Genomic DNA, 25,352 nt, shown 5'->3' on the forward strand with positions numbered 1-25,352 from the left:
CCTGTGCAGCGTTTAAGAAGGGGGACTTAATGAGCGTTGGACCCGACGCCGAGGGCCGATCGGCCGAGGATCTGCTGCGCCTGGGAGCGGAAATCGTGGCGGCCTATGTGAGCCGTAACACCGTGGCGGCGGAAGCCGTTCCCGACATCATCCGCACCGTCCACCGGGCCCTCGAAGGGCTGTCCCGCAACGCGCCGGCGACGCCTGAGGAGCGACCGAAACCCGCCGTCTCGATCGCCCGATCCGTCCAGCACGACTACATCGTCTGCCTGGAAGACGGCAAAAAGCTGAAGATGCTCAAGCGCTACCTGCGCTCGCGCTACGACATGACCCCGGACGACTACCGTCGCCGCTGGGGCCTGCCGCCCGATTATCCGATGGTCGCGCCGGCCTACGCCGCACGGCGGTCGGACTTCGCCAAGCAGATCGGCCTCGGCCGCGGCGTGCGGAGGCGCAAGTGATGGGCGACGTCCGCGACTCCGGCCTGCGGCCGTTCCGCGAGAGCGGCTACGAGATCCTCGACGAGGGCCTGGTCACCCTGGGCGAGGTGGTGATCTGGTCGATCGATCCGCTGACGCCCAGGCTCGGGGACCTGTTCCTGGTCGAGAGCCAGGGGCGAACCCACGAAGTGTCCGTGCACGAACTCACCACCTTCAGGGGCGGTTGGAGCGCGAAGTGCCGGCTGTTGGGGATGTCGCTGACCGGCGGTTAGGCCGCGACCCCGCCAACCCGCTCGATGTTGCAGTGGACCCACAGGGTTTCCAGGGCTTCCACCAGCCGGTCCATCATCTCGTCGGTGTGCGCCGGTGACGGCGTGAACCGCAGCCGCTCCGTGCCGCGCGGCACGGTCGGGTAGTTGATCGGCTGGACGTAGATCCCGTGCTCTTCCAGCAGGATGTCGGAGATCATCTTGCAGTGGACGGCGTCGCCCACCAGCACCGGCACGATGTGGCAGACCGAGGGCATCACCGGCAGGCCGGCCTTGATCAACCGCGCCTTGAGGCTGGCCGAACGCTCCTGGTGGGCCGCACGGATCTCGTCGTGCTCCTTCAGATAGCGGATCGAGGCCACCGCGCCGGCGGCCAGCGCCGGCGGCAGCGAGGTGGTGAAGATGAAGCCGTCGGCCCAGCTGCGGATCGCGTCGACGATCACCGCGTCGGCGGCAATGTAGCCGCCCATGACGCCGAACGCCTTGCCCAGGGTGCCCTCGATGATGTCGATCTGATCCATCACCCCGTCGCGCTCGGCGACGCCGGCCCCGCGCGGACCGTACATGCCGACGGCGTGCACCTCGTCGAGGTAGGTCATCGCGCCGTACTTCTTGGCCAGCGCCACCATCGCCGGCAGGTCGGCGATGTCGCCGTCCATCGAGTAGACGCTCTCGAACGCCACCAGCTTGGGAACGTCGGCCGGGGCGGCGGCCAACAGTTCCTCGAGATGCTCGAGGTCGTTGTGGCGGAACACCTTGCGCTGCTCGCGGGCCCCGGCGCGGATGCCGGAGATCATCGAGTTGTGGTTCAGCGCGTCGGAGAAGACGATCAGCCCGGGCAGGATCTTGTAGAGGGTCGACAGCGACGCCTCGTTGGACACGTAGCCGGAGGTGAACAGCAGGGCGGCTTCCTTGCCGTGCAGGTCGGCGAGCTCGCGCTCCAGCTCCACGTGATAGTGGGTGGTGCCGGAGATGTTGCGGGTGCCGCCGGAGCCGGCGCCGGCCTCTTCGATCGCCTGGTGCATGGCGTCGAGCACAAGCGGGTTCTGGCCCTGGCCCAGGTAGTCGTTGGAACACCAGACCACGACGTCGGCGCTCGTGCCGTCGTCCCGCGTCCAGGTGGCGCGCGGGAATTCCCCGCGGTGGCGCTTGAGATCGGCGAAGACGCGGTAGCGGCCCTCGGACCGGACCTTCTCCAGGGCGCTGCGGAACGCGTCTCTGTAATCCATCGACTTGCAAAGCCGGCCGCGCGTTCGACGATCTTGCGCGTGGGGCCGGTCCCCTTGAATCTGCCGCACCTTTTGGCGCCGCGTCGGCCGCTTGTCCATAAGCTCGGCGGCCGCAGGCTATCAGCTTTCGTGACCGGCCGAGGAGAGTTCGTGAACGCCGGTAACCTCAGGGGGCCTTGCCGCGGAACAGCTCCAGGATCGCAGAAAAGTCCTTCGCCCCGCCGCCCAGGCGATCGAACAGGGCGTAGAGCCCTTCCGCCTGGGCGCCGAGCGGCGTCGCCGCGCCGGCCTTGGCCGCGGCCTCCTGGGCGAGCTTCAGGTCCTTGAGCATCATCGCCGTGGCGAAGCCGCCCTCGTAGTTGCGGTTGGACGGCGCCGACGGCACCGGCCCCGGCCACGGGCAATAGCTGGTCAGGCTCCAGCACTGGCCGGAGGAGTTGGAGGCGATCTCGAAGAACCGCTCGGGATCGAGGCCGAGCTTCTCGGCCAGCGCGAAGGCCTCGCAGACGGCGATCATCGAGGCGCCCAGCACCATGTTGTTGCAGATCTTGGCCGCCTGCCCCGCGCCGTGGTCGCCGGCCCGGATCACCGCGCGGGCCATGGGCCGGATGATCTCCTCGACGGCGGGAAAGTCGGCCTCGTCGCAGCCGACCATGAACGCCAGGGTCCCGGCCTCGGCGCCCGCCTGCCCGCCCGACACCGGCGCGTCGGCGAAGCGGAAGCCGGCCGCCTTCACCTGCGCCGCCACGGCTCGAGCGCTCTCCACGTCGATGGTGGAGCAGTCGATCATCAGCGCGCCCGGCTGGGCGTTGGGCAGCACGTCCTCGGCGTAGACCTTCCGCACGTGCTGGCCGGCCGGCAGCATGGTGATGACCACGTCGGCGTCCTTCACCGCCGCGGCGGCGGAGCCGGCCGCCCGGCAGCCGGCGGCGACGGCCTTCTCGACCGCCGCCGCCACCAGGTCGAAGGCCATGACCTCACGCCGGGCCCGGGCCTGGTTGGCGGCCATGCCGCCGCCCATGTTGCCGAGGCCGATGAACGCGATCCGGGTCATGGAAACACCCTTTGTTCTCTGACGCTTACTTCGGTTTACGGAACTTGTAGACGAACTGGTCCGTATGGCCGCGAAGCGCCGGATCGAACACCGCCTTGGAGTGGTCGTCGGTGGCGTTGGCGAGGGTCTTGTCCTCACCGTCGAACTTGAAGCCGGCCGCCTCGACCTCCCGGCGCACCACCGCCGGATCGATGCGGTGCAGGGTGCTGGTGACGTCGGCGCCGGGGGCCGCGGCGTGGTCCAGGACCACATAGACGCCGCCGGGCTTCAGCGCGTCGTAGACCGCCTTGTTGAAGGCGGCGAGGTCGAGGCCCTTGCTGTTATGCAGGTCGTGGTAGTTCTGGGAGGTCCAGACCAGGTCGGCCTTCTGCGGCACGGCGAACGACGCCGGGGTCGCCTGCACCGCCTTGACGTTGGCGTAGGCCGGATCGGCGGCGATGGTCACGGCGCCCGGCGTCGGCGTGGGCTTCGACGGGTCGGCCGGCGCGCGCGGCGGTGGGTAGACGGCATAGACGACGCCCTTCGGCCCCACCGCCTTGGCGAAGATGCGGGTGAAGTAGCCGCCGCCGGGCAGGAAATCGACGACCGTCTGGCCGGGCTTCACGCCGGCGAATTGCAGCATCTCGGCCGGCTTGCGGTCGGCGTCGCGCTTGGTGTCGGCCTCGGGCCGGCTCTTGTCGGCGACCGCCGCGACCACGTAGGGCGCCGGCGCGGCCTGGGCCGAGGCGCCGGCGGACAGGGCGATCGCCGCAACGGCGGCCATCATCAGCTTGGATTTCATGCACATTCCTCCCATCGCAGCGCTCGAGAGTCCCGGCGCGGCATTGGGGGTCACGGTAGCGGTGTCCACGCCTCGCCGGAAGGCAGGGGCGCAAATATCGCGTCCAGCATCTGCTCGGTGACGCCTTCCAGGGTCGGCGGGTCCCACCTGGGCGCGTTGTCCTTCTCGACGATCACGGCGCGCACGCCCTCCAGGAAGTCGTGCCGCCGCACGACCCGGGCGGCGATGCGGTACTCCATCTCCATGTTCTCGGCGAAGGTCTGGGCCTGGCCCAGCCGCAGCTGGCGGAAGGCCACCTTCATCGTCTGCGGCGACTTGGTGGCGAGGATGGCGAGCTGCTCCCGCGCCCAATCGCTGTCGGTGGCCTTCAAGGCCGAGACGATCGCCTCGACGCTCGGCGGGCTGAAGAGCCGGGCGATCTCGTCCTGGTGCGCCGCCAGCGTCGGGCGGCCGGCGTCGGTCTCGAACTCGGTCAGCAGCGTCTCGATGGCCGGCGGATCCTTCACGATCCAGCCCTTCAGCTCTTCGACGTCGGCGCTTTCGACGCAGTCGGTGGCGACGCCCACCAACTCGCAGTCGGCGGCCTTGATCCGCGCGCCGGTCAGCGCCAGCCACAGGCCGATGTGGTCGGGCATGCGCGGCAGGTACCAGCCGCCGCCGACGTCGGGGAACAGGCCGATGCCGGTCTCCGGCATGGCGAAGGTGGTCCGCTCGGTGGCGACCCGGAACCGGCAAGGCCGCGACAGGCCGACGCCGCCGCCCATGGTCACCCCGTCCATGATCGCCACGGTGGTCTTCGGATAGTGGAACAACAGGTGGTTCAGCCGGTACTCGGTGAAGAAGAATTCCCGCGCCGCGCGGCCGTCGCCGGCCCCGCTTTCGGCCAGCATGCGGATGTCGCCGCCGGCGCAGAAGCCGCGCTCGCCCGAGTGGTCCAGCAGCACCAGCTGGACGGCCGGGTCGTCGCGCCAGGCGACGAGCGCCTCGATCATCAGCCGGCACATGTTGGTGGTCAGCGCATGCAGCGCCTGGGGCCGGTTCAGCGTCAGCCGGCCGACGCGGCCTTCGACGCGGGCCAGGACTTCGGGTTCGGCGTCGCTCATTGCCGGAACAGCTCCCGCGCGGTGATCACCCGCATGATCTCGTTGGTGCCTTCGAGGATCTGGTGGACCCGCAGGTCGCGCACGATCCGCTCCAGCGGGAAGTCCTTCAGGTAGCCGTAGCCGCCGTGCAGCTGCAGGGCCTGGTTGGCGACCTCGAAGCCGGCGTCGGTGGCGAACCGCTTGGCCATGGCGCAGTACTGGGTGGCCCTGGGGTCGCGGTTGTCGAGCGCATGCGCCGCGCGGCGCACCATCAGCCGGGCGGCCTCCAGCTCCGTCGCCATGTCCGCCAGCCGCCATTGCAGGCCCTGGAAGTCCTTCAGCGGATGGCCGAACTGCCTGCGGGTTTCCAGGTGGGCCTTGGCGGTGTCGAGCGCCAGGCCGGCGCCGCCCAGCGAGCACGAGGCGATGTTGATCCGCCCGCCGTCGAGCCCGGCCATGGCGATGCGGAAGCCCTCGCCCTCGGCGCCGATGCGGTTGGCCGGCGGCACGCGGCAGTCGTCGAAGTTCACCTGGGCGGTCGGCTGGGCGTTCCAGCCCATCTTCTTCTCCTGCGCGCCGAACGAGAGGCCGGGCGTGTCCTTCTCCACCACAAAGGCCGAGACGCCCTTGGGGCCCGGTCCGCCGGTGCGGGCCATGACCACATAGATGTCGGAGGTGCCGGCCCCGGAGATGAACGCTTTCGAGCCGTTCAGCACGTAGTCGCCCCCGTCCTGGCGCGCGCTGGTCGCCAGCGCCGCGGCGTCGGACCCGGAGCCGGGCTCGGTCAGGCAGTAGGAGGCGATCAGCTCCATGGTGGTCAGCCTGGGCAGGTAGCGGCGGCGCAGCTCGTCGGCGCCGAACCGGTCGATCATCCACGAGGCCATGTTGTGGATCGAGATGAAAGCCGCCGTCGCCACGTCGCCGTAGGACAGCTGCTCGAAGACGATCGAGGCGTCGAGCCGCGACAGCGCCGAGCCGCCGACGTCCTCCTGCACATAGAGGCCGGCGAAGCCCAGTTCCGCGGCCTTGCGGAGCACGTCGACGGGGAAGTGCTTCTCCTCGTCCCAGCGGGCGGAATGGGGGCTGAGCTCGGCGGCGGCGAAGGCGCGGGCGGCGTCCTCGATGGCGCGCTGATCGTCGGTCAGGCTGAAATCCATGGATCGGCTCTTGCTCCGCGCCCCAGCGCTGTCAACGGGGGCTGTCAATCGCCGTGCTGTCAATCAGGCTTGCGCCTGGACGGGCGAAGGTCCACAGGCCGGCGCCATGACGAACGCTCCGCTCGCCGCCTACCCCGCCCTGCGCCTGCGCCGCCTGCGCCAGGCCGACTGGATCCGCCGCCTGGTGCGCGAGACGGTGCTGACGCCCGCCGACCTGATCTGGTCGATGGTGGTGCACGACGGCGAGGGCCAGGTCCCGGTCGCCGCCATGCCGGGCGTCTTTCGCCTGTCGGTCAAGGACGCGGCCGCCGCCGCCAAGGAAGCCCGGGCGCTGGGCATCCCGGCCATCGCCGTCTTCCCGCACATCGACGGGGCCAAGAAGGACGCCGCCGGCAGCCTGGCCGACGATCCCGACGGTCTGATCGCGCGGGCGGTGAAGGCCATGAAGGACGCCGCCCCCGAGGTTGGCGTGATGTGCGACGTGGCCCTCGACCCCTTCACCGACCACGGCCACGACGGGCTGATCGAGAACGGCCGCATCCTCAACGACCCGACCATCGAACGGCTGGTGGCGCAGGGGCTGATGCAGGCCAAGGCCGGCTGCGACATCCTCGCGCCGTCCGACATGATGGACGGCCGCTGCGGCGTGCTGCGTCGGGCGCTGGAGGCCGAAGGCCTGCAGGACGTGATGATCATGTCCTATGCGGCGAAGTTCGCCTCGGCCTTCTACGGCCCCTACCGCGAGGCGATCGGCTCGGGGAAGCTGGGCACGGGCTCGGTGGAGAACCCCGGCGACAAGAAGACCTACCAGATGGATTTCGGCAATTCGGACGAGGCCTTGCGCGAAGTGGCGCTCGACATCGCCGAGGGCGCCGACATGGTCATGGTCAAGCCGGGGATGCCCTACCTCGACATCGTCCGCCGCGTGGTCGACGCCTTCGCCATGCCGACCTTCGCCTTCCAGGTCTCCGGCGAGTACGCCATGCTGATGGCGGCCGCCCAGAACGGCTGGCTGGAGGAAGAGCGCGCGATCATGGAAAGCCTGGGCGCTTTCAAGCGCGCCGGCGCGGCGGGCGTGATCACCTATTTCGCGCCACGGGCGGCGCGGCTGCTGGGCGCGTGACCATCGAGGTCGTGGCCGGGTTGATCCGCGACGCGGAGGGCCGGCTGCTGACCGTGCGCAAGGCCGGGCGCCGAGATCACCGACCTCCTGTGGATCGACCCTGCCGCTCCGGCCGCAACGCGTGACGCGGCGATGTCCGATCCGTCCCCCTCACCCTAGGTGGTGAAGTAGCTGCTCTCGCCGCTGTGGCCCGGCAGCTGGATCATGCCGGCGAACGTCAGGCCGATCTTCTCCAGCACGGCGATCGAGCCGGCGTTGGCGGGCGTGGTGATCGCCACCACCTTCTCGAGGCCAATGGCCAGGCGCGCATGGTCGAGGACCGCGGCGGCGGCCTCCACCGCATAGCCCTGGCCCCAGAAGCGTTCCAGGAAGGCGTAGCCGATGTCGGCGTCCTCAAGCCCCTCGCGCTTCACGAGGCCGCAGATGCCGATCGGCTCGCCGGTCTTCAGCGCGGTCAGCCACAGGCCGTAGCCGTACTTCTGGTAGCTGGCGCCCGGCCCCTCGCTCACATAGCGGCGGGCGTCGTCCAGGGTGCGAACGCCGCGGTCGCCGATGTTGTCGATGAAGCCGCGCTCGTTGAGCAGCTCCAGGATGAAGGGCGCGTCCTCCTCGGTGAGGTGGCGCAGGATGAGCCGCTCCGTGCGGAGCACCTCCACGCCGCTCATTGAGGCGCTCCGCTCATTCGGGTTTCTCCAGCCGCGCGACCAGGCTGGAGGTGTCCCAGCGCTGGCCGCCCAGCGCCTGCACCTCGGCGTAGAAGCCGTCGACCATGCGGGTCATGTCCAGGGCCGCGCCGTTGCGTCCGGCCTCGTCCAGCACCAGGCCGAGGTCCTTGCGCATCCAGTCGACCGCAAAGCCGAAGTCGAACCTGTTCTCGGCCATGGTCTTCCAGCGGTTGTCCATCTGCCAGGACTGGGCGGCGCCCTTGGAGACCGCCTCGTAGACGGCCTGGGTGTCGAGGCCCGCGCGCTTGGCGAAGTGCATCGCCTCGGCCAGCCCCTGGACTACGCCGGCGATGCAGATCTGGTTGACCATCTTGGCGAGCTGGCCGGACCCCGACGCGCCCATCAGCCGCGAGGCCTTGGCGTAGGCGGCGATCACCGGCTCGACGCGGGCGAAGGCTTCCGGTTGGCCGCCGCACATGATGGTCAGCTGGCCGGCTTCCGCGCCCGCCTGGCCGCCGGACACGGGAGCGTCGACGAAGGCGCGGCCGCTCTGCGCGGCCAGGTCGGCCATCTCGCGGGCGACGACCGCCGAGGTGGTGGTGTGGTCGACCACGATACCACCGGGCGCCATCACCGGCAGCGCCTGCGACACCACCTGCCGCACGTCGTCGTCCTTGCCGACGCAGAGCACGAAGACCTCGACGCCGGCCGCGGCTTCGGCCGCCGTCGCGCCGGCGCGGCCGCCGAAGGTCTCGGCCCAGCGGGCGGCCTTCTCCGGGCTGCGATTGAACACCGACACTTCATGCCCGGCCTTGGCCAGATGCCCGGCCATGGGAAAGCCCATGACGCCCAGGCCCGCAAACGCAACCTTCATGCCCTCGAAACTCCCTTGGACTGCAACGCCATCTTAACGCGCCTCGCGCACCTTGCGCCTGTATCAGGCTTAACCGGGGTGAACCATGTCGATGGGCGACCAGCCGATCGTCATCAAGCGGATCAAGAAGGTCAGCGGCGGCGGACACCATGGCGGGGCCTGGAAAGTCGCCTACGCCGATTTCGTGACCGCGATGATGGCCTTCTTCCTGCTGATGTGGCTGATCAACACCACCTCGCCGGAGCAGAAGCGCGGCATCGCCGACTATTTCGCCCCCGCCAGCGTCTCGGAGACCACCTCCGGGTCGGGCGGCATCCTGTCCGGAACGGCGCTCGGCGACGACGGCGCGAAGGGCAACGGCACCCGCTCGGTGATCGAGGAGCTGTCGCCGGAATCCAAGAACCCCGACAACGGCAAGAGCACCGACGGCGGCAAGTCCAGTTCCTCCGATCCGGCGGCTGAAGCGATCAAGGAAGCGCAGCAGAAGCGCGAGGAAGCCGCCTTCGCCTCAGCGGCCCAGTCGCTGCGCCAGGCGCTGCAGGACATGCCGGAACTGGCGGAGCTGTCGAAGAACATCATCGTCGACGAGACGCCCGAGGGCCTGCGCATCCAGCTGGTCGACCAGGAAGGCCGCTCGATGTTCAACCAGGGCTCGGCCCAGCCCAACGACCGGGCCAAGGTGCTGCTGCGGGCGATCGCCAAGACCATCAACCAGCTGCCGAACCGCATCAGCGTCTCCGGCCACACCAGCGCCACCGTCGGCGGCGCCAAGTCCGAGAGCGACTGGCCGCTGTCCGCCGGCCGCGCCGACGCCTCGCGGCGGATCCTGCAGAGCGGCGGCGTGGACGCCGATCGCATCTACCAGGTCTCCGGAAAGGCCACCTCGGAGCCGCTGTACCCGGACGATCCCACCCTCCCCGGCAACCGCCGTATCGCCATCGTGTTGTTGCGCGAGGCGCCGGTTCTTCCCCCGGACCAGGGTCCCTAGCGATCCGCCTTGCGCAAGGGCCCGGCATGACGCCTAATCAGCGAAAGGCGAACTGGGATGAAGGCGACCGGAAGGCCGTGACGCAGCATTTTCCGACACGACAGCTCAGGTTCTTCCTGACGGCGCCGTCGCCCTGCCCCTACTTGCCTGAACGGTTCGAGCGCAAGGTGTTCGCCCACCTGCCGCTGTCCGACGGCGCCTCGGTCAACGACTCGCTCACCCAGGTGGGCTTCCGGCGCTCGCAGAACATCGCCTACCGCCCGGCGTGCGAGTCCTGCACCGCCTGCGTCTCTGCCCGCCTGCCGGCGGCGGACTACGTCTTCTCCCGCTCCGAACGCAAGGTGCTCGGTCGCAACGAGGACCTCGAGCGCCACCTGGTGGAAGCTGAGGCCACGATGGAGCAGTTCGACCTGCTCCGCCGCTACCTGACGGCGCGCCACGCCGACGGCGGCATGGCCGAGATGACCTGGCCGGACTACGTGGCGATGGTGGAGGACACCGCCGTCCGCACCCACCTGATCGAGTACCGGCGCCAGTCGAGGGACGGCGGTCCCGGCGACCTGATCGCCTGCGCCCTGGTGGACCTGATGAGCGACGGCCTGTCGCTGGTCTACAGCTTCTACGATCCGGCCATGAGCCGGCGGAGCCTGGGCTCCTACGTGATCCTCGACCACGTCATCCAGGCCTGCCTGACCAATCTGCCCTACGTCTACCTGGGCTACTGGGTCCGCGGCTCGGAGAAGATGGACTACAAGGCGCGCTTCTCGCCCATCGAGCTGCTGCGGCCGGAGGGCTGGACCCTGATCGCCGCCCGCGACCTCAAGGACCTCGGCGAGCGCCCCTGAGGCGCCCGGCATGCGCCCTGGACATGTGAATGGCGGGGACGGCCGCGCGTGCGCGGTGGCGCCCACCGCGCCGCAGTTGCTACACTCCCCCGCGTGAGTTTCCCCATCGGACCAGGCGCATGGCGCAACAGCTTCGGCTGAGGCTTCGACGCCCCGCCTCCTATTCCAGGGACGAATTCGTCCAGGGCCCCTCCAACGCCCAGGCGACGGCGGCCGTGGACGCCTGGCCCAGCTGGCATGCCGGCTGCCTGGTGCTGGTGGGCGGCGAGGGCGTCGGCAAGACCCACCTGGCGCAGGCTTGGGCGGTCAACGCCAAGGCCGTGGTCCTGGGGCGCGAGGCGCCCGACGTGGCCGCCGCCGCAGGTCGCCCGGTCCTGTTGGAGGACGTCGATCAAGGCGTCCCCGACGAGGCGCTCTTCCACCTGATCAACCTGGCCGGCCACAAGGGCGGCGGCCTGCTGCTGACCGCCCGCACCGCCCCGGCGCGCTGGCCCGCGACCCTGCCCGACCTGCGTTCGCGCCTGAACGCCCTGCCGGTGGCGGAAGTCGAGGAACCCGACGACGTGGTCCTTGAGGGCGTGCTGAGAAAGTTCTTCCGCGAACGGAGCATTCGTCCGCCGAAAGAGGTTTATGCCTACCTGCTGAGGCGCATGGAGAGGTCGATCCCCGGCGCCCGAGAGATCGTGCGGCGTCTGGATGAAGCTGCGGATGGACCGATTTCACGCGTGCTCGCCCGCGAGGTGCTTGAGGGCGATAACCAAAATCTTGACCTTTTCGAGTGAAGACTTGCACCCGAGTCGAGGCGGTTTAAGACGTCGAAACCGCCCGGCGCTCCGGAGCTTGACTTGATGACCTACGTCGCGCCCATCGCCTCGCATCCCGCGAACGACGCAGCGCGCACGCGGGCGACCCTCGACGTCGAGCTGACCGCCTCCCCGGCCCGGTTCTTCAACCGCGAGCTCTCCTGGCTGTCGTTCAACCGCCGGGTGCTCGCCGAGAGCAAGAACCCGCGCCATCCGCTGCTGGAACGGCTGCGGTTCCTGGCGATCTCGGCCAACAACCTCGACGAATTCTACATGGTGCGCGTCGCCGGCCTGAAGGCGCAGGTGCGCGAGGGCGTGCGCGTGCTCAGCCAGGACGGCCTTTCCGCCGCCGAACAGCTGGTGCGGGTCAACGCCGAGGCCGCCGACCTGATGGCCGACCAGCAGACCCGCTGGCTCGAGCTGTGCCAGGAATTGGCCGACGAAGGCCTGCACCTGGTGGGGTCGTCCGACGTCACCAACGCCGAGCTGGACGCGCTGGAGGAGCCGTTCATCTCCCAGCTGTTCCCGGTGCTGACGCCGCTGGCCATCGACCCGGCCCACCCGTTCCCGTTCATCCCGAACCTGGCGTTCTCGCTGGTGCTCAAGCTGAAGCGGATGTCCGATAGCCGGCTGCTCTATGCGCTGGTGCCGATCCCCGCCCAGGTGGCGCGGTTCTGGGAGCTGCCGGCGCAGCGGACCGGCCGCAAGCGCTCGGAGCGCCGGTTCGTGTCCCTGGAAGGGCTCGTCAGCCTGTTCGTCGACCACCTGTTCCCCGGCTGCCAGGTCGAGGGCCAGGGCGTGTTCCGGCTGATCCGCGACAGCGACGTGGAGATGGAGGAAGAGGCCGAGGACCTGGTGCGCGAGTTCGAGGCGCTCCTGAAGCAGCGGCGCATGGGCTCGGTGGTCCGCGTCGAGGTCGAGGCCGCCATGCCCGACGAACTGCGGGCCTTCATCTGCGAGAACCTGCACGCCCAGCCGGAAGACATCATCCTGATCGACGGCCTGCTGGGCCTGGACGAACTCACCCAGCTGATCCCCGCCGACCGCCCCGAGCTGAAGTTCAAGCCGTTCGAGCCGCGCTTCCCCGAGCGGATCCGCGACCATGCCGGCGACTGCTTCGCGGCGATCCGCGAGAAGGACATCCTGGTCCACCATCCGTTCGAGAGCTTCGACGTGGTGGTGCAGTTCCTCCGCCAGGCCGCGCGCGACCCCAACGTGCTCGCGATCAAGCAGACGCTCTATCGGACCTCCAAGGACAGCCCGATCGTCGCCGCCCTGATCGAGGCGGCCGACAACGGCAAGAACGTCACCGCGGTGGTGGAGATCAAGGCCCGCTTCGACGAGGAAGCCAACCTCAAGTGGGCCCGCGATCTGGAGCGCGCCGGGGTCCACGTCGTGTTCGGCTTCGTGGAGTACAAGACCCACGCCAAGCTTTCGACGGTGGTGCGCAAGGAAGGCGACTCGCTGCGCAGCTACTGCCACTTCGGGACCGGCAACTACCACCCGATCACGGCGCGGATCTACACCGACCTGTCGCTGTTCACGACCGATCCGGCGCTCGGCCGCGACTCGGCGCGCCTGTTCAATTTCGTCACCGGCTACGCCCAGCCCGAAGGCCTGGAGAAGCTCTCCTTCTCGCCGATCACCATGAAGCGCGACCTGCTGGGCCTGATCGCGCACGAGGCCGACAACGCCGCCGAGGGCAAGCCGGCCGCCATCTGGGCCAAGCTCAACTCCCTGGTCGATCCGGAGATCATCGACGCCCTCTACGCGGCCAGTGGCGCGGGCGTGGACATCCAGCTGGTGATCCGCGGCATCTGCTGCCTGCGCCCCGGCGTGCCCGGCCTGTCCGAGAACATCCACGTGAAGAGCATCATCGGCCGGTTCCTGGAGCACGGCCGCATTGTCGCCTTCGCCAACGGCTCGCCGATGCCGTCCTCCGAGGCGCGGGTGTTCATCTCCTCGGCCGACTGGATGCCGCGCAACCTCGACCGCCGCGTCGAGGCCCTGACGCCGATCGAGAACCCGACCGTCCACCGGCAGGTGCTCTACCAGATCATGGTCGCCAACCTCCGCGACGAGGCCCAGAGCTGGACGTTGGACAGCGAGGGCCGCTATACCCGGGACCCCGCCTGGGACCACCCGGACGCCTTCTCCGCGCACGAGTATTTCATGACCAATCCCAGCCTCTCCGGACGGGGACACAAGGTGAAGGACATGCCGCGCGCGATCGACGATGTGGCCCCGCGCGGATAGCCGGCCGGAGGGCCGGCAGGCGGCCGTCATCGACGTCGGATCGAACTCGGTCCGCCTGGTGATCTACCGCCTCGAAGGGCGGGCCATCTGGACCATCTTCAACGAGAAGGCGCTGGCCGGCCTCGGCCGCGACCTGCCCGCCTCCGGCCGCCTGTCCCCCGACGGCATCGAGACCGCGATGACGGCGCTGCGCCGGTTCCGCACCCTGCTGGACGGCTGGCGGGCGGAGGATGTCACCGCCGCGGCCACCGCGGCCGTGCGCGACGCCGCCGACGGCTCCGCCTTCCTGCGCCGGGTTCGCGAGGAAACCGGGCTGGAGGTCCGCACCCTCACCGGCGAGGAGGAGGCCCGCTACGCCGCCCTCGGCGTCATCGCCGGCCAGCCGGACGCCCAAGGGGTGGTGGGCGACCTGGGCGGATCGAGCCTGGAGCTGGTGCGCCTGAACGGCGGCGTTGGCCCGACCGACGGCGCCACCCTCCCGCTGGGCCCCTTCGCGCTCGGCGCGCCCCGCAACCTGGACATCGACCGCACCCGCAAGGTGATCGAGGCCGAGCTCGCGCCGATGGCCAACCGCTTCGCCACCCGCCACTTCCACGCGGTCGGCGGCGCCTGGCGCAACCTGGCGCTCCTGCACATGGAGCTGGCGGACTACCCCCTGCGGGTCGCCCACCAGTACGAGATGAGCCGGTCGGACGCGATCGACGTGGCGCGCTTCGTCGAGCGCCAGTCGCGATCGTCGCTGGAACGCATCCAGGGCCTCTCCAAGAAGCGCTTCGACACCCTGCCCTATTCGGCCCTGGTGCTGGAGGCGGTGATCGAGCGGCTGGGGGCCGAACGGGTGGTGATCTCCGCCTACGGCGTGCGCGAGGGCCTGCTGCTGGAAGGCATGGACCCGGAGGTCCGCCGCCGCGACCCGCTGATCGCCGGCTGCGAGGCGCTGACCGCCGTCCGGGGCCTGTCGCAGGAGCTGGGCGGCGCCCTGGAGGCGTGGCTCGGGCCCGCGTTCGAGCGGTTGGCGCCGGTGTTCGGCGGCCGCGACCCCGTGCTGCTGGCGGCCGCCTGCCGGCTGGCCGACATCGGAGCCCGGCTGCACCCGGACCATCGCGCCGACATCGCCTTCGAGCAGGTGCTCCGCGCGCCGGTGGCCGGGATGAACCACCCCGAGCGGGCCTTCCTGGCCAGCGCCGCCTTCGCGCGGCATTCGTCGGCCACCTCCACGCCGGAAGCTTCGGCCATCGCCCGCGTGCTCTCCAGCGAACGCCGCCAGCGGGCCCGCGCCCTGGGCTCGGCCGTCCGGCTCGGCTGCGACCTTTCCGGCCGCAATCCGCACCTGCTGGAGAAGTCGGGACTGACCATCCGTGGCGACCGGCTGGTGCTCACCGCCGGCCGTGGCTGGGAGGACATGCTGCTGGGCGAGCAGACCGCCAAGCGCGCCCAGACCCTGGCCTCGGCGCTGAAGCTGAAACTGGAGCTCGGCTGAGCGCATGCAGATCCTGATGACCCAATCCGGCTACGACCGGATCCGCGACCGGCTGGCGCCGCTGGCCGCCGGCCACCAGATCGTCACCGTGTCTGCCAACGACGTCTTCGAGATGGACGGTCGGCCGGTCGATCCGGAGGCGGTCAACCCGGAGGTCGTCTGGCTCAGCCTCGACAGCCGCGCCTCCGGCCTGTTCCGGACGCTTGCCGTGCGCCTGCTGAAGAGCCCGGCCACGCGCTGGACCCAGGTGTTCAGCGCCGGCCTCGACGATCCGTCCTTCCAGAAATTCATGGCCAAGGGCGTACGGATCTCCAAGAGCAGCTCCCAGGCCGTGCCCATCGCCGAGTACGTGGTCGGCCACGCCGTCAGCCTGCTGGTCCCCATCGAGGCCCAGCGCGACGCCCAGGCGGCGCATGAATGGCGCCACACGCCGTGGCGCGAGGTCGGCCACACCCGCTGGCTGCTGGTCGGCTACGGCTCCATCGGCCGTGAGATCGCCCGACGCATCAAGCCGTTCGGCGTCGACCTGACCGTCGTCCGACGCTCGAAGACGGAGACCGAGCTCGCGGACCGGGTGGTGACCCAGGCGGAGCTACCTGCCGTGCTGCCGGAGGCGGATGTGGTGGTGCTGGCCTGCCCGCTCACCGACGAGACCCGCGGCATGGCCGACCCGGCCTTCTTCGCGGCCATGAAGCCGGGCGCCATGCTGATCAATATCGGCCGCGGCGCCCTGGTGGACGAGGACGCCCTGCGCGCCGGCCTCGACCGCGACCAGCCGGGACGGGCGGTGCTCGACGTCTTCGCCACCGAGCCGCTGCCGGCCGACAGCTGGTTCTGGGATCACCCCAAGGTGCGGGTCAGCGCCCATACCTCCAACGCCGGCGACGGCAACGTCGGCCGCGGGGACGCCCTGTTCCTGGAGAACCTGCGGCGCTACCTGGCCGGCGAGGCGCTGCTCAACGAAGCGCAGCCGCGCGAGGTCGGGCTGTGAGCGAGCGCCCATAGCAAGAGGGCGGCGCCCCAGGAGACCCGGAACACCGCCCTCTGAACCAGATCCGTTGGGGGACCTGAGCGTTCAAGGTCGCGGGAGAGATCAGCTCCGCGGGTCGCCCCGCTCGGCCTCAGCTCGCCCCCGGTGTCCCTAAGATCGGAGAGACCCAGGTCGCCCCGCATCCCTCCAGTTTCAGGAACCTCCTGCCCGCTTGCCGCCCGGTCTCCCGGTCCGCCGCGCCGCAGTCCCTCTCGGCAAGTGGAGGTTCACGCCGATCCCGGATGGGCGCAAGCCGACCGCGCCGCACGGCTGTGGGCGAACAGCGGTACGGCCGGTGGACAGGCTGTGCACAGGCGGGGGACGAGGGCGAAAAGCCGCGCGCGATCAAGGCGCGCGACTTATCCTCAGGGAAGCGTTGGAGACCGGCTCAGCCGGCCGCGGCGGTCGCCTTCGGCGCGCGGCGGACCTCGACGACCCGCACGCGGGCGCCGTCCAGCACCAGGGCGAGCTCGCCCCGCTTGAGCCGCAGCGCGTCCTCGCCGAACGCCTCGCGCCGCCAGCCGGTCAGCGCCGGGGTGGCCGCCTCGTCGTCGTTGGCGATCAGCTCCAGGTCGGAGACGGTGGCGATCAGCTTGGAGGCCACGCCGGTTTCCTCGGCGCGCGCCTTCAGCAGCACCTTCAGCAGCTCGACCACGGCTCCGGCGGCCGGCGACGGGGCTTGCCGGTTGCGGTCGATCACCGGCGCGTAGCCCTCGGGATCCTTCAGCGCCTCGCGGATGGCGGCCAGCAGGTCCGGCCCGAACCGCGAGCCGGAGAAACCCTTGGGCACCGAGCGCAGCCGGTCCAGCGCCTCGGCGTCGGTGGGCGCCTGCGTGGCGACCTCGTCGATGGCCTCGTCCTTGAGGATGCGGCCGCGCGGCTGGTCACGCTGCTGGGCGGTGCGCTCGCGCCAGGCGGCGACGGCCTTGTAGACCGCCAGGTACTTGGCCGTGTGCTTGCGCGGCCGCAGCCGCTTCCAGGCGTTCTCCGGCTCCACGTCGTAGTTGGCCGGGGACGTCAGGTTGGTCATCTCGTCGGTGACCCAGCCGATCCGGCCCTCCTTCTCCAACCGCTGGCGCAGCATGGGGTAGAGTTCCGCCAGGTGGGTCACGTCGGCCAGCGCATAGGTGAGCTGGGCGTCGGACAGCGGCCGGCGCGCCCAGTCGGTGAACCGGCTGGACTTGTCGAGCTCGATCTTCAGCATCTGCCGGACCAGGGCGTCGTAGGCGATCTGCTCGCCGAAGCCCGCCGCCATGCCCGCCACCTGGGTGTCGAACAGCGGCACGGGCATGGCCTGCAGGTTGTTGAAGATCTCCACGTCCTGCCGGGCGGCGTGGAACACCTTCAGGATGCGCTGGTCACGCATCACCTCCAGGAACGGCTCCAGGTCCATGCCGTCCGCCAACGGATCGATCACCGCATGGGCGTTCGGGGCCGCGGCCTGGATCAGGCACAGCTTTGGCCAGTACGTGGTCTCGCGCATGAACTCGGTGTCCACAGCGACGAACGGCTGGCCTTTGAGTTTGTCGCAAAACACCGCCAGTTCCGCGGTGGTCGTAATCGGGATCATCGATTAGCTATAGCCCGGCGCCCGCCCGAGTCTGCAAGTCCGCGATGCGCACAAGATGCATTTCCTTTAAGGCGTCACCACAATGTCCGAACGGCCGAACGGTCTCACCTACGCTCAAGCCGGCGTCGACATCGACGCCGGCGCCGCCCTCGTCGAGCGGATCAAGCCCCTGGCCAAGGCCACGCGGCGCCCCGGGGCGGAGGCCTCGCTGGGCGGTTTCGGGGCGCTGTTCGACCTCAAGGCCGCCGGCTATGCCGATCCCCTGCTGGTCACCACGACCGACGGGGTGGGCACCAAGCTGAAGGTGGCCATCGAGACCGGCATCCACGACACGGTCGGCATCGACCTGGTGGCCATGTGCGTCAACGACCTGCTGGCCCAGGGCGCCGAGCCGTTGATGTTCCTAGACTATTTCGCCACCGGCAAGCTCGACGTGGAGGCCGCCGCCACCGTGGTGGCCGGCATCGCCGAGGGCTGCCGGCAGGCCAACTGCGCCCTGGTGGGCGGCGAGACCGCCGAGATGCCGGGCATGTACGCCGAGGGCGACTACGACATGGCGGGCTTCTGCGTCGGGGCCGTCGATCGCGACAAGGTGCTGCCGCGGATGGGCGACCAGAAGCCCGGCGACCTGCTGATCGGCCTGGCCTCCTCCGGCCCGCATTCCAACGGCTATTCGCTCGTCCGCCGCATCGTCGAGCGCTCGGGCCTCGCCTGGGACGCTCCGGCGCCGTTCGAGGCCGGCAAGACCCTGGCCCAGGCCCTGCTCGCGCCGACGAAGATCTACGTGAAGACCGTGCTGCCGCACCTGAAGGCCGGCCGAATCGAGGGCCTGGCCCACATCACCGGCGGCGGCCTGATCGAAAATCCGCCCCGCGCCATCGCCGAGGGCCTGGTCCCGCGCTTCGACTGGAACGCCTGGGCCCTGCCGCCGGTGTTCGCCTGGCTGCAGGAGGTGGGCGGCGTATCCGACCACGAGCTTCGCCGCACCTTCAACTGCGGCGTCGGCCTGATGCTGATCGTCGACCCGCACCAGCTGCCCGACGTGCTGGAAGGCCTGGCCCGCGCCGAGGAAGACGCCTTCGTGATCGGCGAACTGGCGGCGGCCTAGCGTAGCGCCGCGTTGATCGCCGCCAGCGCCGCCGAGCCCGGCACCAGATCGGCCTGGCCGAGCTGGTTCAGCGGCGTGTCCACCGTCTCCAGGCTGTCGTGCAGGTCGCCGCTGTCGGGGTCGATGTAGAGCAGGCCGGTGACCACCTGCCCCCGCGCCTGCCGGGCCTGGAGGTAGCCCAGCGCCTGGGCGCGGTTGTTCGGATTGTAGAGCTCGGCCAGCTTGTGCAGCGACAGCACGCTCCCGTCGTGCTGGGCGACCTTCACCGTCTCGCCGGGCGCATAGTCCACGCTGATCGGCCCGCGCGGCGGTATCACGTCCAGCCGGTTCACCGCCTCGTTGTGCTCGCGCACATAGTCGAAGCTCTTGGTCGAGCCCTGGTGGTTGTTGAACTGCACGCAGGGGCTGATGCAGTCGATGAAGGCCGCGCCCTTGTGCATCAGCCCGGCCTTGATCAGTGGCACGAGCTGGGCCTTGTCGCCGGAGAACGAGCGGGCGACGTAGGTGGCGCCCAGCTGCAGGGCCATGCCCACCAGGTCGATGCCGGCGTCGTGGTTGACCACGCCGCGCTTGGACTTCGAGCCCTTGTCGGAGGTGGCCGAGAACTGGCCCTTGGTCAGGCCGTACACGCCGTTGTTCTCGACGATGTAGAGCATGTTGACGCCGCGCCGCACGGCGTGGGCGAACTGGCCGAGGCCGATCGAGGCGCTGTCGCCGTCCCCGGAGACGCCCAGGTAGATCAGGTCCTTGTTGGCGAGGTTGGCGCCGGTCAGCACCGAGGGCATCCGCCCGTGGACGGTGTTGAAGCCGTGGCTGGCGCCCAGGAAATAGTCCGGCGTCTTCGACGAGCAGCCGATCCCCGACAGCTTGGCGATCCGGTGCGGCGGCAGGTCCAGCTCGAAACAGGCCTGGATGATCGCCGAGGAGATGGAGTCGTGGCCGCAGCCGGCGCAGAGCGTCGAGACCGAGCCCTCGTAGTCCCGCCGCGTGAAGCCCAGGCTGTTCTCGGCCAGCAGCGGGTGATGCAGCTGGGGCTTGGTGATGTAGGTCATTCCGCGGCCTCGATCTGCGCCATGGCCATCAGCTGGGCGATCTGTCCGGCGATGAACCGGGCGGTGATCGGCGTGCCGTCGTAGTGCAGCACCGGCACGAGCTTGGCCGGGTCGACGCCGCCCTCGTTCATCAGCAGGGTCCGCAACTGGCCGTCGCGGTTCTGCTCGACCACGAACACCCGCTCGTGGCCGGCGACGAAGGCCATCACCTCGTTGGAGAACGGGAAGCCGCGCAGACGCAGCGCATCGACGTGCCGCCCCTGCCCTTCCAGCGCCTCCAGGGCCTCGTGCATGGCCGGCGTGGTGGAGCCGAAGTAGATCACCCCGTCAGGGGTCTTGCGCCTGGCCTTGCGCTCGATCGGCGGCGGGATCAGCGCCTTGGCGGTCTCGAACTTGCGCAGCAGCCTTTGCATGTTGTCGACGTAGACCGCGCCCTCCTCGGAGTAGCGCGCATAGGGGTTCCGCGAGGTGCCGCGGGTGAAGTAGCCGCCGCGGGACGGGTGCACGCCGGGATAGGTGCGGTACGGGATCCCGTCGCCGTCCACGTCGAGGTAGCGGCCGAAGTCCTTGCCGGCCTCCAGCTCATCGTGGGTCATCACCTTGCCGCGGTCGAGCGCGCGGGCGTCGTCCCAGGCGAAGGGCTTGGTCAGCCACTCGTTCATGCCGATGTCGAGATCGAGCATGACGAAGACGGTGGTCTGCAGCCGGTCCGCCAGGTCGAAGGCCAGCGCGCCCATCTCGAAGCATTCGCCGGGATCGGCCGGCAGCAGCATCGGGTGCTTGGTGTCGCCGTGGCTGGCGTAGGCGGCGCCGATCAGGTCGGCCTGCTGGGTGCGCGTCGGCATGCCGGTGGACGGCCCGCCCCGCTGCACGTCGAAGATCACCGCCGGGATCTCGGCGAAATAGGACAGGCCGATGAACTCGGTCATCAGCGAGACCCCCGGCCCGGAGGTGCAGGTGAAGGCCCGCGCGCCGTTCCAGCCGGCGCCCACCACGATGCCGATGGAGGCGATCTCGTCCTCCGCCTGGACGATGGCGTAGCGGGCCTTGCCGTCGGGATCGGTGCGCAGGTCCTCGCAGTAGCCGGTGAAGGCCTCGGCCAGCGAGGTGGAGGGCGTGATCGGGTACCAGGCGCAGACCGTGGCCCCGCCGTAGACCGCGCCGAGCGCGGCGGCGGAGTTGCCCTCCACGTAGATGCGGTCGCCCACCGCGTCGGCGCGGCGCACCTGCAGGCGCAGCGGCTCCAGGTTCTCGGTGACGTAGTCGTGGCCCATGTGCAGGGCCGCTACGTTGGCGGCGATCAGCTTGGCGCGGCCCTCGAACTGCTCGCCCAGTAGCTGTTCGATCACCGCCAGATCGATCCCCAGCAGCGCCGCCAGCGCGCCAACGTAGACGATGTTCTTGAACAGCTGCCGCTCCCGCGGGAGCTGGTAGGCGGCGTTGCACATGGCGGTCAGCGGCACGCCAATGACGGTGATGTCGTTGCGGAATTTCGCCGCCGGCAGCGGCTTGGTGCAGTCGTAGAACAGGTAGCCGCCGGCCTCGATCTCGGCGACGTCCTTGTCCCAGGTCTGCGGGTTCATGGCGACCATCAGGTCGACGCCGCCGCGCCGCCCCAGGTGGCCGGCCTCCGTCACCCGCACCTCGAACCAGGTCGGCAGGCCCTGGATGTTCGAGGGGAAGATGTTGCGCGCCGCCACCGGCACGCCCATCCGCAGGATCGACTTGGCGAACATGCCGTTGGCGCTGGCCGAGCCCGAGCCGTTCACGTTGGCGAACTTGACCACGAAGTCGTTCACGCGGGTCTTCACCGGCTCTGGCATGCGTGCCCCGCGTGCGTGATCTCGAGCATGAACTTCTGCATGTCCCAGGCCCCCGTCGGACACCGCTCGGCGCAGAGGCCGCAGTGCAGGCAGACGTCCTCATCCTTCACCATCACCCGCCCGGTCGGCAGCGAGCCGGAGACGTAGAGCGCCTGGTCGAGGTGCGGCGCGGGCGCCTTCAGCCGGGTGCGGAGGTCCTCTTCGTCGCCGTTATCGGTGAAGGTGATGCAGTCCACCGGGCAGATGTCGACGCAGGCGTCGCACTCGATGCACAGCGGATCGGCGAACACCGTCTGGATGTCGCAGTTCAGGCAGCGCTGGGCCTCGCGGAAGCCGAGCTCGCGGTCGAAGCCCAGCTCCACCTCCAGCCGCACGTCCTTCAGGGCGGTGGCCTTGTCGCGCAGCGGCACCCGGTAGCGGCGGTCATTGGCGACGTCGTTGTCGTAGCTCCACTCGTGGATGCCCATCTTCTGGCTGACCAGCGAGGTGCCCGGCGGCGGCCGGTCGGCGACGTCCAGCCCCTGGCAGAACTGGTCGATGGAAACCGCCGCGTCGTGGCCGTGCGCCACCGCCCAGATGATGTTCTTCGGCCCGAAGGCCGCGTCGCCGCCGAAGAAGACGTTCGGCAGGCTCGACTGCATGGTCACGGTGTCGACGACGGGCATGCCCCATTCGTCGAAGGTCAGGCCGACGTCGCGCTCGATCCACGGGAAGGCGTTCTCCTGGCCCACCGCCACCAGCACGTCGTCGCATGGGTAGTGCTCGTCCGGCGCGCCGGAGGCCACGAGCCGGCGGCGGCCCTGGTCGTCGTATTGCGCTTCCACGACCTCGAACAGCACGCCGCTCAGCCGTCCGCCCTCGTGGGTGAAGGCCTTCGGAACCCGGAAGTTGATGATCGGGATGTCCTCGTGGATCGCGTCCTCCTTCTCCCAGGAGGACGCCTTCATCTCCTCGAAGCCGGAGCGGACGATCACCTTGACGTCCTCGCCGCCCAGCCGGCGCGAGGTGCGGCAGCAGTCCATGGCGGTGTTGCCGCCGCCCAGCACGATGACCCGGCGGCCGATCTTCCCGATGTGGCCGAAGGAGACCGACGACAGCCAGTCGATGCCGATGTGGATATTGGCGCGACCCTCCTCGCGGCCCGGCAGGTCGAGGTCCCGGCCGCGCGGCGCGCCGGAGCCCACGAAGATGGCGTCATAACCCTCGGCGAGCAGGCCCTTGAGGCTGTCGATCCTCTGGCCGAGCCGCAGCTCCATGCCCAGGCCGGTGATGTAGCCGACCTCCTCGTCGATCACCTCTTCCGGCAGGCGGAAGCGGGGGATCTGGCTGCGGATCATGCCGCCGGCCTTGGCGTCGCCGTCGTAGAGCACCAGTTCGTAGCCCAGCGGCGCGAGGTCCCGCGCCACGGTGAGCGAGGCCGGGCCCGCTCCCACCAGGGCGACGCGCTTGCCGTTCTTCCGGGCGGCCGGCGGCGGCAGACGGGCGGTGATGTCGTCCTTGTTGTCGGCGGCGACCCGCTTCAGCCGGCAGATCGCCACCGGCTCGTCCTCGACGCGACCGCGGCGGCAGGCCGGTTCGCACGGCCGGTCGCAGGTCCGCCCGAGGATGCCGGGGAAGACGTTGGAGTCCCAGTTGATCATATAGGCGTCGGAGTAGCGGCCCTCCGCGATCAGGCGGATGTACTCCGGAACCGGCGTGTGCGCCGGGCAAGCCCACTGACAATCCACGACCTTATGAAAGTAGTCGGGGCCTTCGGTACTGGTGCGCTGCAAAACGGCTTCCTTCCCGACACGCTCTCCTCCCGGGGCGGCGAAGGCGAACTCGGCGAAGCGCAGAGTGGGCCCGCCGTCACGACGCGGCGTCCAGCTAGGAGGTTACGTCCCGATTGTGGTCGAAGCCAAGCCGGTTTCTGACCGCTGCTTGCCGATTTCTCGACCTTCACCTCCGAACACTCCCGGCGGCGCGGCGACGACCGCGGTCAAGCGAACGTGACAGCAGCGTCAGCGTTTCTGCCGCCCGGCCGAAACGGTAAATGATAGCTTAACTTCGGGAGCCCCCGCCGGGGGCGAGGGAGAACTGACGATGAGTGGTCCGAGCGACGCCATTCCTGTGCCCGCGTCCCCCCTACTCCAGGCCGAGCCGCGGGTTGCGGAAGGCCTGTTCGAGGAGCAAGCCGACAGCGATCGGGTCTTCCAGGAGATCAACGCCCGCCGCGCCCTGGTGGAACGCCCCGAACTGCTGCGCGGCCTGCGCGGGCTCTAGGGCCCGGCCCACAGCAAGAAAGCCCCGGACCTGCGTCCGGGGCTCCTCGTACTCGTCAATTCTCGTGCGGCGCCCGCGGAGCGGGCTTGCGGCTGATCAGCCGCCGTAGCCTTCCGGCAGGTCGTCGTCCTTCAGCAGGTCCTCTTTCGAGACCTTCTGGTCTTCGACCTTGGCCTTGCCGACGATCAGGTCGACCACCTTGTCCTCGAAGATCGGGGCGCGCAGTTGGGCCTGGGCGTTGGCGTTCTGGCGGAACAGGTCGAACACCTGCTGCGCCTGCGGGCCATAGCGCATGGCTTCCTGGCGCATGGCCTCGGCCAGCTCCTGGTCCGTGACCTGGACGTTGTTGGCGCGGCCGATCTCGGCCAGCACCAGGCCCAGGCGGACCCGGCGCTCGGCGATCTTGCGGTATTCGCCCTCGAGCGTGGTGTCGTCCTTCTCGAGGTCCTCGGCCGGCAGGCTGCCATTGGCCTTGTCCTGCTGGACCTGGGTCCAGATGGAGGCGAACTCGGCTTCCACCATCTTCGGCGGCAGCGGGAAGTCGTGCTGGGTGTCGAGCTGGTCGAGCAGCGCGCGCTTCAGCTTGAAGCGGGTCGCGCCGGCGTACTGCTGTTCCAGGTTGGTCTTCAAGAGCTCGCGCAGCTTCTCGAGGCTTTCCACGCCCAGCCGCTCGGCCAGCGCGTCGTTGGCCTCGGCGTCGACGGGCGCCTTGACCTCCTTCACCTTGACCTCGAACACCGCCTCTTTGCCCTTGAGGGTCTCGGCCTGGTAGTCCTCGGGGAAGGTGACCTTCACCTCGACGTCGCTGTCGGGCTTGGCGCCGACCAGTTGGTCTTCGAAGCCCGGGATGAACTGGCCGGAACCCAGCACCAGCTCGGCGTCGGTGGCCGCGCCGCCTTCGAAGGCCACGCCGTCCAGCTTGCCCAGGAAGTCGATGACGACCATGTCGCCGTCCTTGGCCTTCACGGTCTTGCCGGTGCGCGGCTCATAGGTGCGGTTCTGCTTGGCGAGCTCGGCCAGCGCCTCGTCGACTTCGGCGTCGGCGGGCTCGTAGACCGGGCGGGTCAGCGACAGGGTCGCGGGATCGATCGGCTCGAACTCCGGCATCACGTCGAGGGCGATCTCGTAGGCGAGGTCCGCCTTGCCGTCGATCACCTGCTGCATGTCGCCTTCCGGCTTCAGGTCGGGGTCGCCGGCCGGGCGCAGCTTGTTGTCTTCCAGCACCTTCTGGGTGCCCTCGTTGAGCGTCTGTTCGACGACCTCGCTCATCAGCGCCTTGCCGTACAGGCGGCGCACGTGGGCGGTCGGCACCTTGCCGGGGCGGAAGCCCTTGATGTTGAGGGTCGGCGTGATCTCGGCGATCCGCGCCTCCAGCTTGTCGGTCAGGTCCTTGGCGGGGACCGTCACGCCGTAGACGCGGCTCAGGCCTTCGCCAGACTTTTCAACGATCTGCATCGACAT

General features: G+C 69.6%; 23 protein-coding genes. 11 read left to right on the forward strand and 12 right to left on the reverse strand.

Translation table 11 applies throughout. The annotated features are described in order from the left end of the window. Positions 1-29: 29 nt before the first annotated feature. The gene (locus DJ021_RS16280; protein ID WP_111458539.1) at positions 30-461 is read left to right on the forward strand and encodes a Ros/MucR family transcriptional regulator; all 432 of its coding nucleotides are present in this window, start codon (positions 30-32) and stop codon (positions 459-461) included. Next, entirely contained in the window at positions 461-712 is a 252-nt protein-coding gene (locus tag DJ021_RS16285; protein WP_111458540.1) for a hypothetical protein, read from the forward strand. The genes DJ021_RS16280 and DJ021_RS16285 overlap by 1 nt, the downstream gene beginning before the upstream one ends. Here DJ021_RS16285 and hemA read toward each other — a convergent pair. From hemA to DJ021_RS16310, 5 genes are all read right to left on the reverse strand, one after another. Continuing rightward, positions 709-1,938, reverse strand: coding sequence for a 5-aminolevulinate synthase (hemA, locus tag DJ021_RS16290; RefSeq protein WP_111458541.1), 1,230 nt, complete (start codon positions 1,936-1,938; stop codon positions 709-711). The two genes, DJ021_RS16285 and hemA, sit on opposite strands and share 4 nt — an antisense overlap. Positions 1,939-2,104: 166 nt before the next feature. Further along, positions 2,105-3,130: a 3-hydroxyisobutyrate dehydrogenase gene (gene mmsB, locus DJ021_RS16295; RefSeq protein ID WP_243626057.1), complete on the reverse strand. Its 1,026-nt coding sequence runs from the start codon at positions 3,128-3,130 to the stop codon at positions 2,105-2,107. Then, positions 3,018-3,773, reverse strand: a complete 756-nt coding sequence (locus DJ021_RS16300) for a class I SAM-dependent methyltransferase (protein ID WP_111458543.1) — start codon at positions 3,771-3,773, stop codon at positions 3,018-3,020. Before DJ021_RS16300 ends, mmsB begins: the two co-directional genes overlap by 113 nt. Positions 3,774-3,823: 50 nt before the next feature. After that, positions 3,824-4,876 carry an enoyl-CoA hydratase/isomerase family protein gene (locus DJ021_RS16305; RefSeq protein WP_111458544.1) on the reverse strand — a complete coding sequence of 351 codons (1,053 nt, stop codon included), beginning with the start codon at positions 4,874-4,876 and terminating at the stop codon, positions 3,824-3,826. Continuing rightward, positions 4,873-6,012, reverse strand: coding sequence for an isobutyryl-CoA dehydrogenase (locus DJ021_RS16310; protein WP_111458545.1), 1,140 nt, complete (start codon positions 6,010-6,012; stop codon positions 4,873-4,875). Before DJ021_RS16310 ends, DJ021_RS16305 begins: the two co-directional genes overlap by 4 nt. A gap of 106 nt (positions 6,013-6,118) precedes the next feature. Between DJ021_RS16310 and hemB the strand changes: the two genes are divergently transcribed. Further along, the gene (gene hemB / locus DJ021_RS16315; RefSeq protein WP_111458546.1) at positions 6,119-7,135 is read left to right on the forward strand and encodes a porphobilinogen synthase; all 1,017 of its coding nucleotides are present in this window, start codon (positions 6,119-6,121) and stop codon (positions 7,133-7,135) included. A 155-nt stretch (positions 7,136-7,290) separates the two neighbouring features. On the opposite strand, the gene DJ021_RS16320 is transcribed toward hemB, so the two are convergent. Next, positions 7,291-7,800, reverse strand: coding sequence for a GNAT family N-acetyltransferase (locus DJ021_RS16320; RefSeq protein ID WP_111458547.1), 510 nt, complete (start codon positions 7,798-7,800; stop codon positions 7,291-7,293). Positions 7,801-7,813: 13 nt separating this feature from the next. Continuing rightward, positions 7,814-8,674: an NAD(P)-dependent oxidoreductase gene (locus tag DJ021_RS16325; protein ID WP_111458548.1), complete on the reverse strand. Its 861-nt coding sequence runs from the start codon at positions 8,672-8,674 to the stop codon at positions 7,814-7,816. A gap of 85 nt (positions 8,675-8,759) precedes the next feature. On the opposite strand from DJ021_RS16325, the gene DJ021_RS16330 reads away from it, so the two are divergent. The 6 genes from DJ021_RS16330 to DJ021_RS16355 all read left to right on the forward strand — a co-directional run bounded on the left by DJ021_RS16330 (position 8,760) and on the right by DJ021_RS16355 (position 16,037). Continuing rightward, entirely contained in the window at positions 8,760-9,662 is a 903-nt protein-coding gene (locus tag DJ021_RS16330) for a flagellar motor protein MotB (RefSeq protein WP_111458549.1), read from the forward strand. 77 nt (positions 9,663-9,739) lie between these two features. Then, positions 9,740-10,507, forward strand: coding sequence for an arginyltransferase (locus DJ021_RS16335; protein ID WP_111459150.1), 768 nt, complete (start codon positions 9,740-9,742; stop codon positions 10,505-10,507). A gap of 119 nt (positions 10,508-10,626) precedes the next feature. After that, complete coding sequence (locus DJ021_RS16340; RefSeq protein ID WP_111458550.1) at positions 10,627-11,289, forward strand: DnaA ATPase domain-containing protein; 663 nt, start codon at positions 10,627-10,629, stop codon at positions 11,287-11,289. A 66-nt stretch (positions 11,290-11,355) separates the two neighbouring features. Continuing rightward, positions 11,356-13,566: an RNA degradosome polyphosphate kinase gene (locus tag DJ021_RS16345; protein ID WP_111458551.1), complete on the forward strand. Its 2,211-nt coding sequence runs from the start codon at positions 11,356-11,358 to the stop codon at positions 13,564-13,566. Then, a complete protein-coding gene (locus DJ021_RS16350; RefSeq protein WP_111458552.1) occupies positions 13,547-15,046 on the forward strand; it encodes a Ppx/GppA phosphatase family protein in 1,500 nt (499 codons plus the stop codon). Before DJ021_RS16345 ends, DJ021_RS16350 begins: the two co-directional genes overlap by 20 nt. Positions 15,047-15,050: 4 nt before the next feature. Then, positions 15,051-16,037: a D-2-hydroxyacid dehydrogenase gene (locus DJ021_RS16355; RefSeq protein WP_111458553.1), complete on the forward strand. Its 987-nt coding sequence runs from the start codon at positions 15,051-15,053 to the stop codon at positions 16,035-16,037. 427 nt (positions 16,038-16,464) lie between these two features. On the opposite strand, the gene rnd is transcribed toward DJ021_RS16355, so the two are convergent. Next, a complete protein-coding gene (gene rnd, locus DJ021_RS16360; protein WP_111458554.1) occupies positions 16,465-17,646 on the reverse strand; it encodes a ribonuclease D in 1,182 nt (393 codons plus the stop codon). Between the two features lie 82 nt (positions 17,647-17,728). Here rnd and purM point away from each other — a divergent pair, with 82 nt between their 5' ends. After that, positions 17,729-18,754, forward strand: coding sequence for a phosphoribosylformylglycinamidine cyclo-ligase (purM, locus tag DJ021_RS16365; protein ID WP_111458555.1), 1,026 nt, complete (start codon positions 17,729-17,731; stop codon positions 18,752-18,754). On the opposite strand, the gene DJ021_RS16370 is transcribed toward purM, so the two are convergent. From DJ021_RS16370 to DJ021_RS16380, 3 genes are read right to left on the reverse strand one after another with little or no spacing between them, the layout of a single operon-like run. Then, positions 18,751-19,806, reverse strand: coding sequence for a 2-oxoacid:ferredoxin oxidoreductase subunit beta (locus tag DJ021_RS16370; protein ID WP_111458556.1), 1,056 nt, complete (start codon positions 19,804-19,806; stop codon positions 18,751-18,753). The genes purM and DJ021_RS16370 overlap by 4 nt on opposite strands. Continuing rightward, on the reverse strand, positions 19,803-21,629 hold the full coding sequence (locus tag DJ021_RS16375) for a 2-oxoacid:acceptor oxidoreductase subunit alpha (RefSeq protein WP_111458557.1): 1,827 nt from the start codon (positions 21,627-21,629) through the stop codon (positions 19,803-19,805). Before DJ021_RS16375 ends, DJ021_RS16370 begins: the two co-directional genes overlap by 4 nt. After that, positions 21,614-23,401 carry an FAD-dependent oxidoreductase gene (locus DJ021_RS16380; RefSeq protein WP_111458558.1) on the reverse strand — a complete coding sequence of 596 codons (1,788 nt, stop codon included), beginning with the start codon at positions 23,399-23,401 and terminating at the stop codon, positions 21,614-21,616. The genes DJ021_RS16375 and DJ021_RS16380 overlap by 16 nt, the downstream gene beginning before the upstream one ends. Before the next feature lie 310 nt (positions 23,402-23,711). Here DJ021_RS16380 and DJ021_RS18750 point away from each other — a divergent pair, with 310 nt between their 5' ends. After that, on the forward strand, positions 23,712-23,891 hold the full coding sequence (locus DJ021_RS18750) for a hypothetical protein (protein WP_133255043.1): 180 nt from the start codon (positions 23,712-23,714) through the stop codon (positions 23,889-23,891). A gap of 96 nt (positions 23,892-23,987) precedes the next feature. Here DJ021_RS18750 and tig read toward each other — a convergent pair whose 3' ends face one another. Beyond that, positions 23,988-25,346, reverse strand: a complete 1,359-nt coding sequence (tig, locus tag DJ021_RS16385) for a trigger factor (RefSeq protein ID WP_279386496.1) — start codon at positions 25,344-25,346, stop codon at positions 23,988-23,990. Between the last annotated feature and the right edge of the window lie 6 nt (positions 25,347-25,352).

This window comes from Phenylobacterium hankyongense (genome assembly GCF_003254505.1).
Classification (GTDB): domain Bacteria; phylum Pseudomonadota; class Alphaproteobacteria; order Caulobacterales; family Caulobacteraceae; genus Phenylobacterium; species Phenylobacterium hankyongense.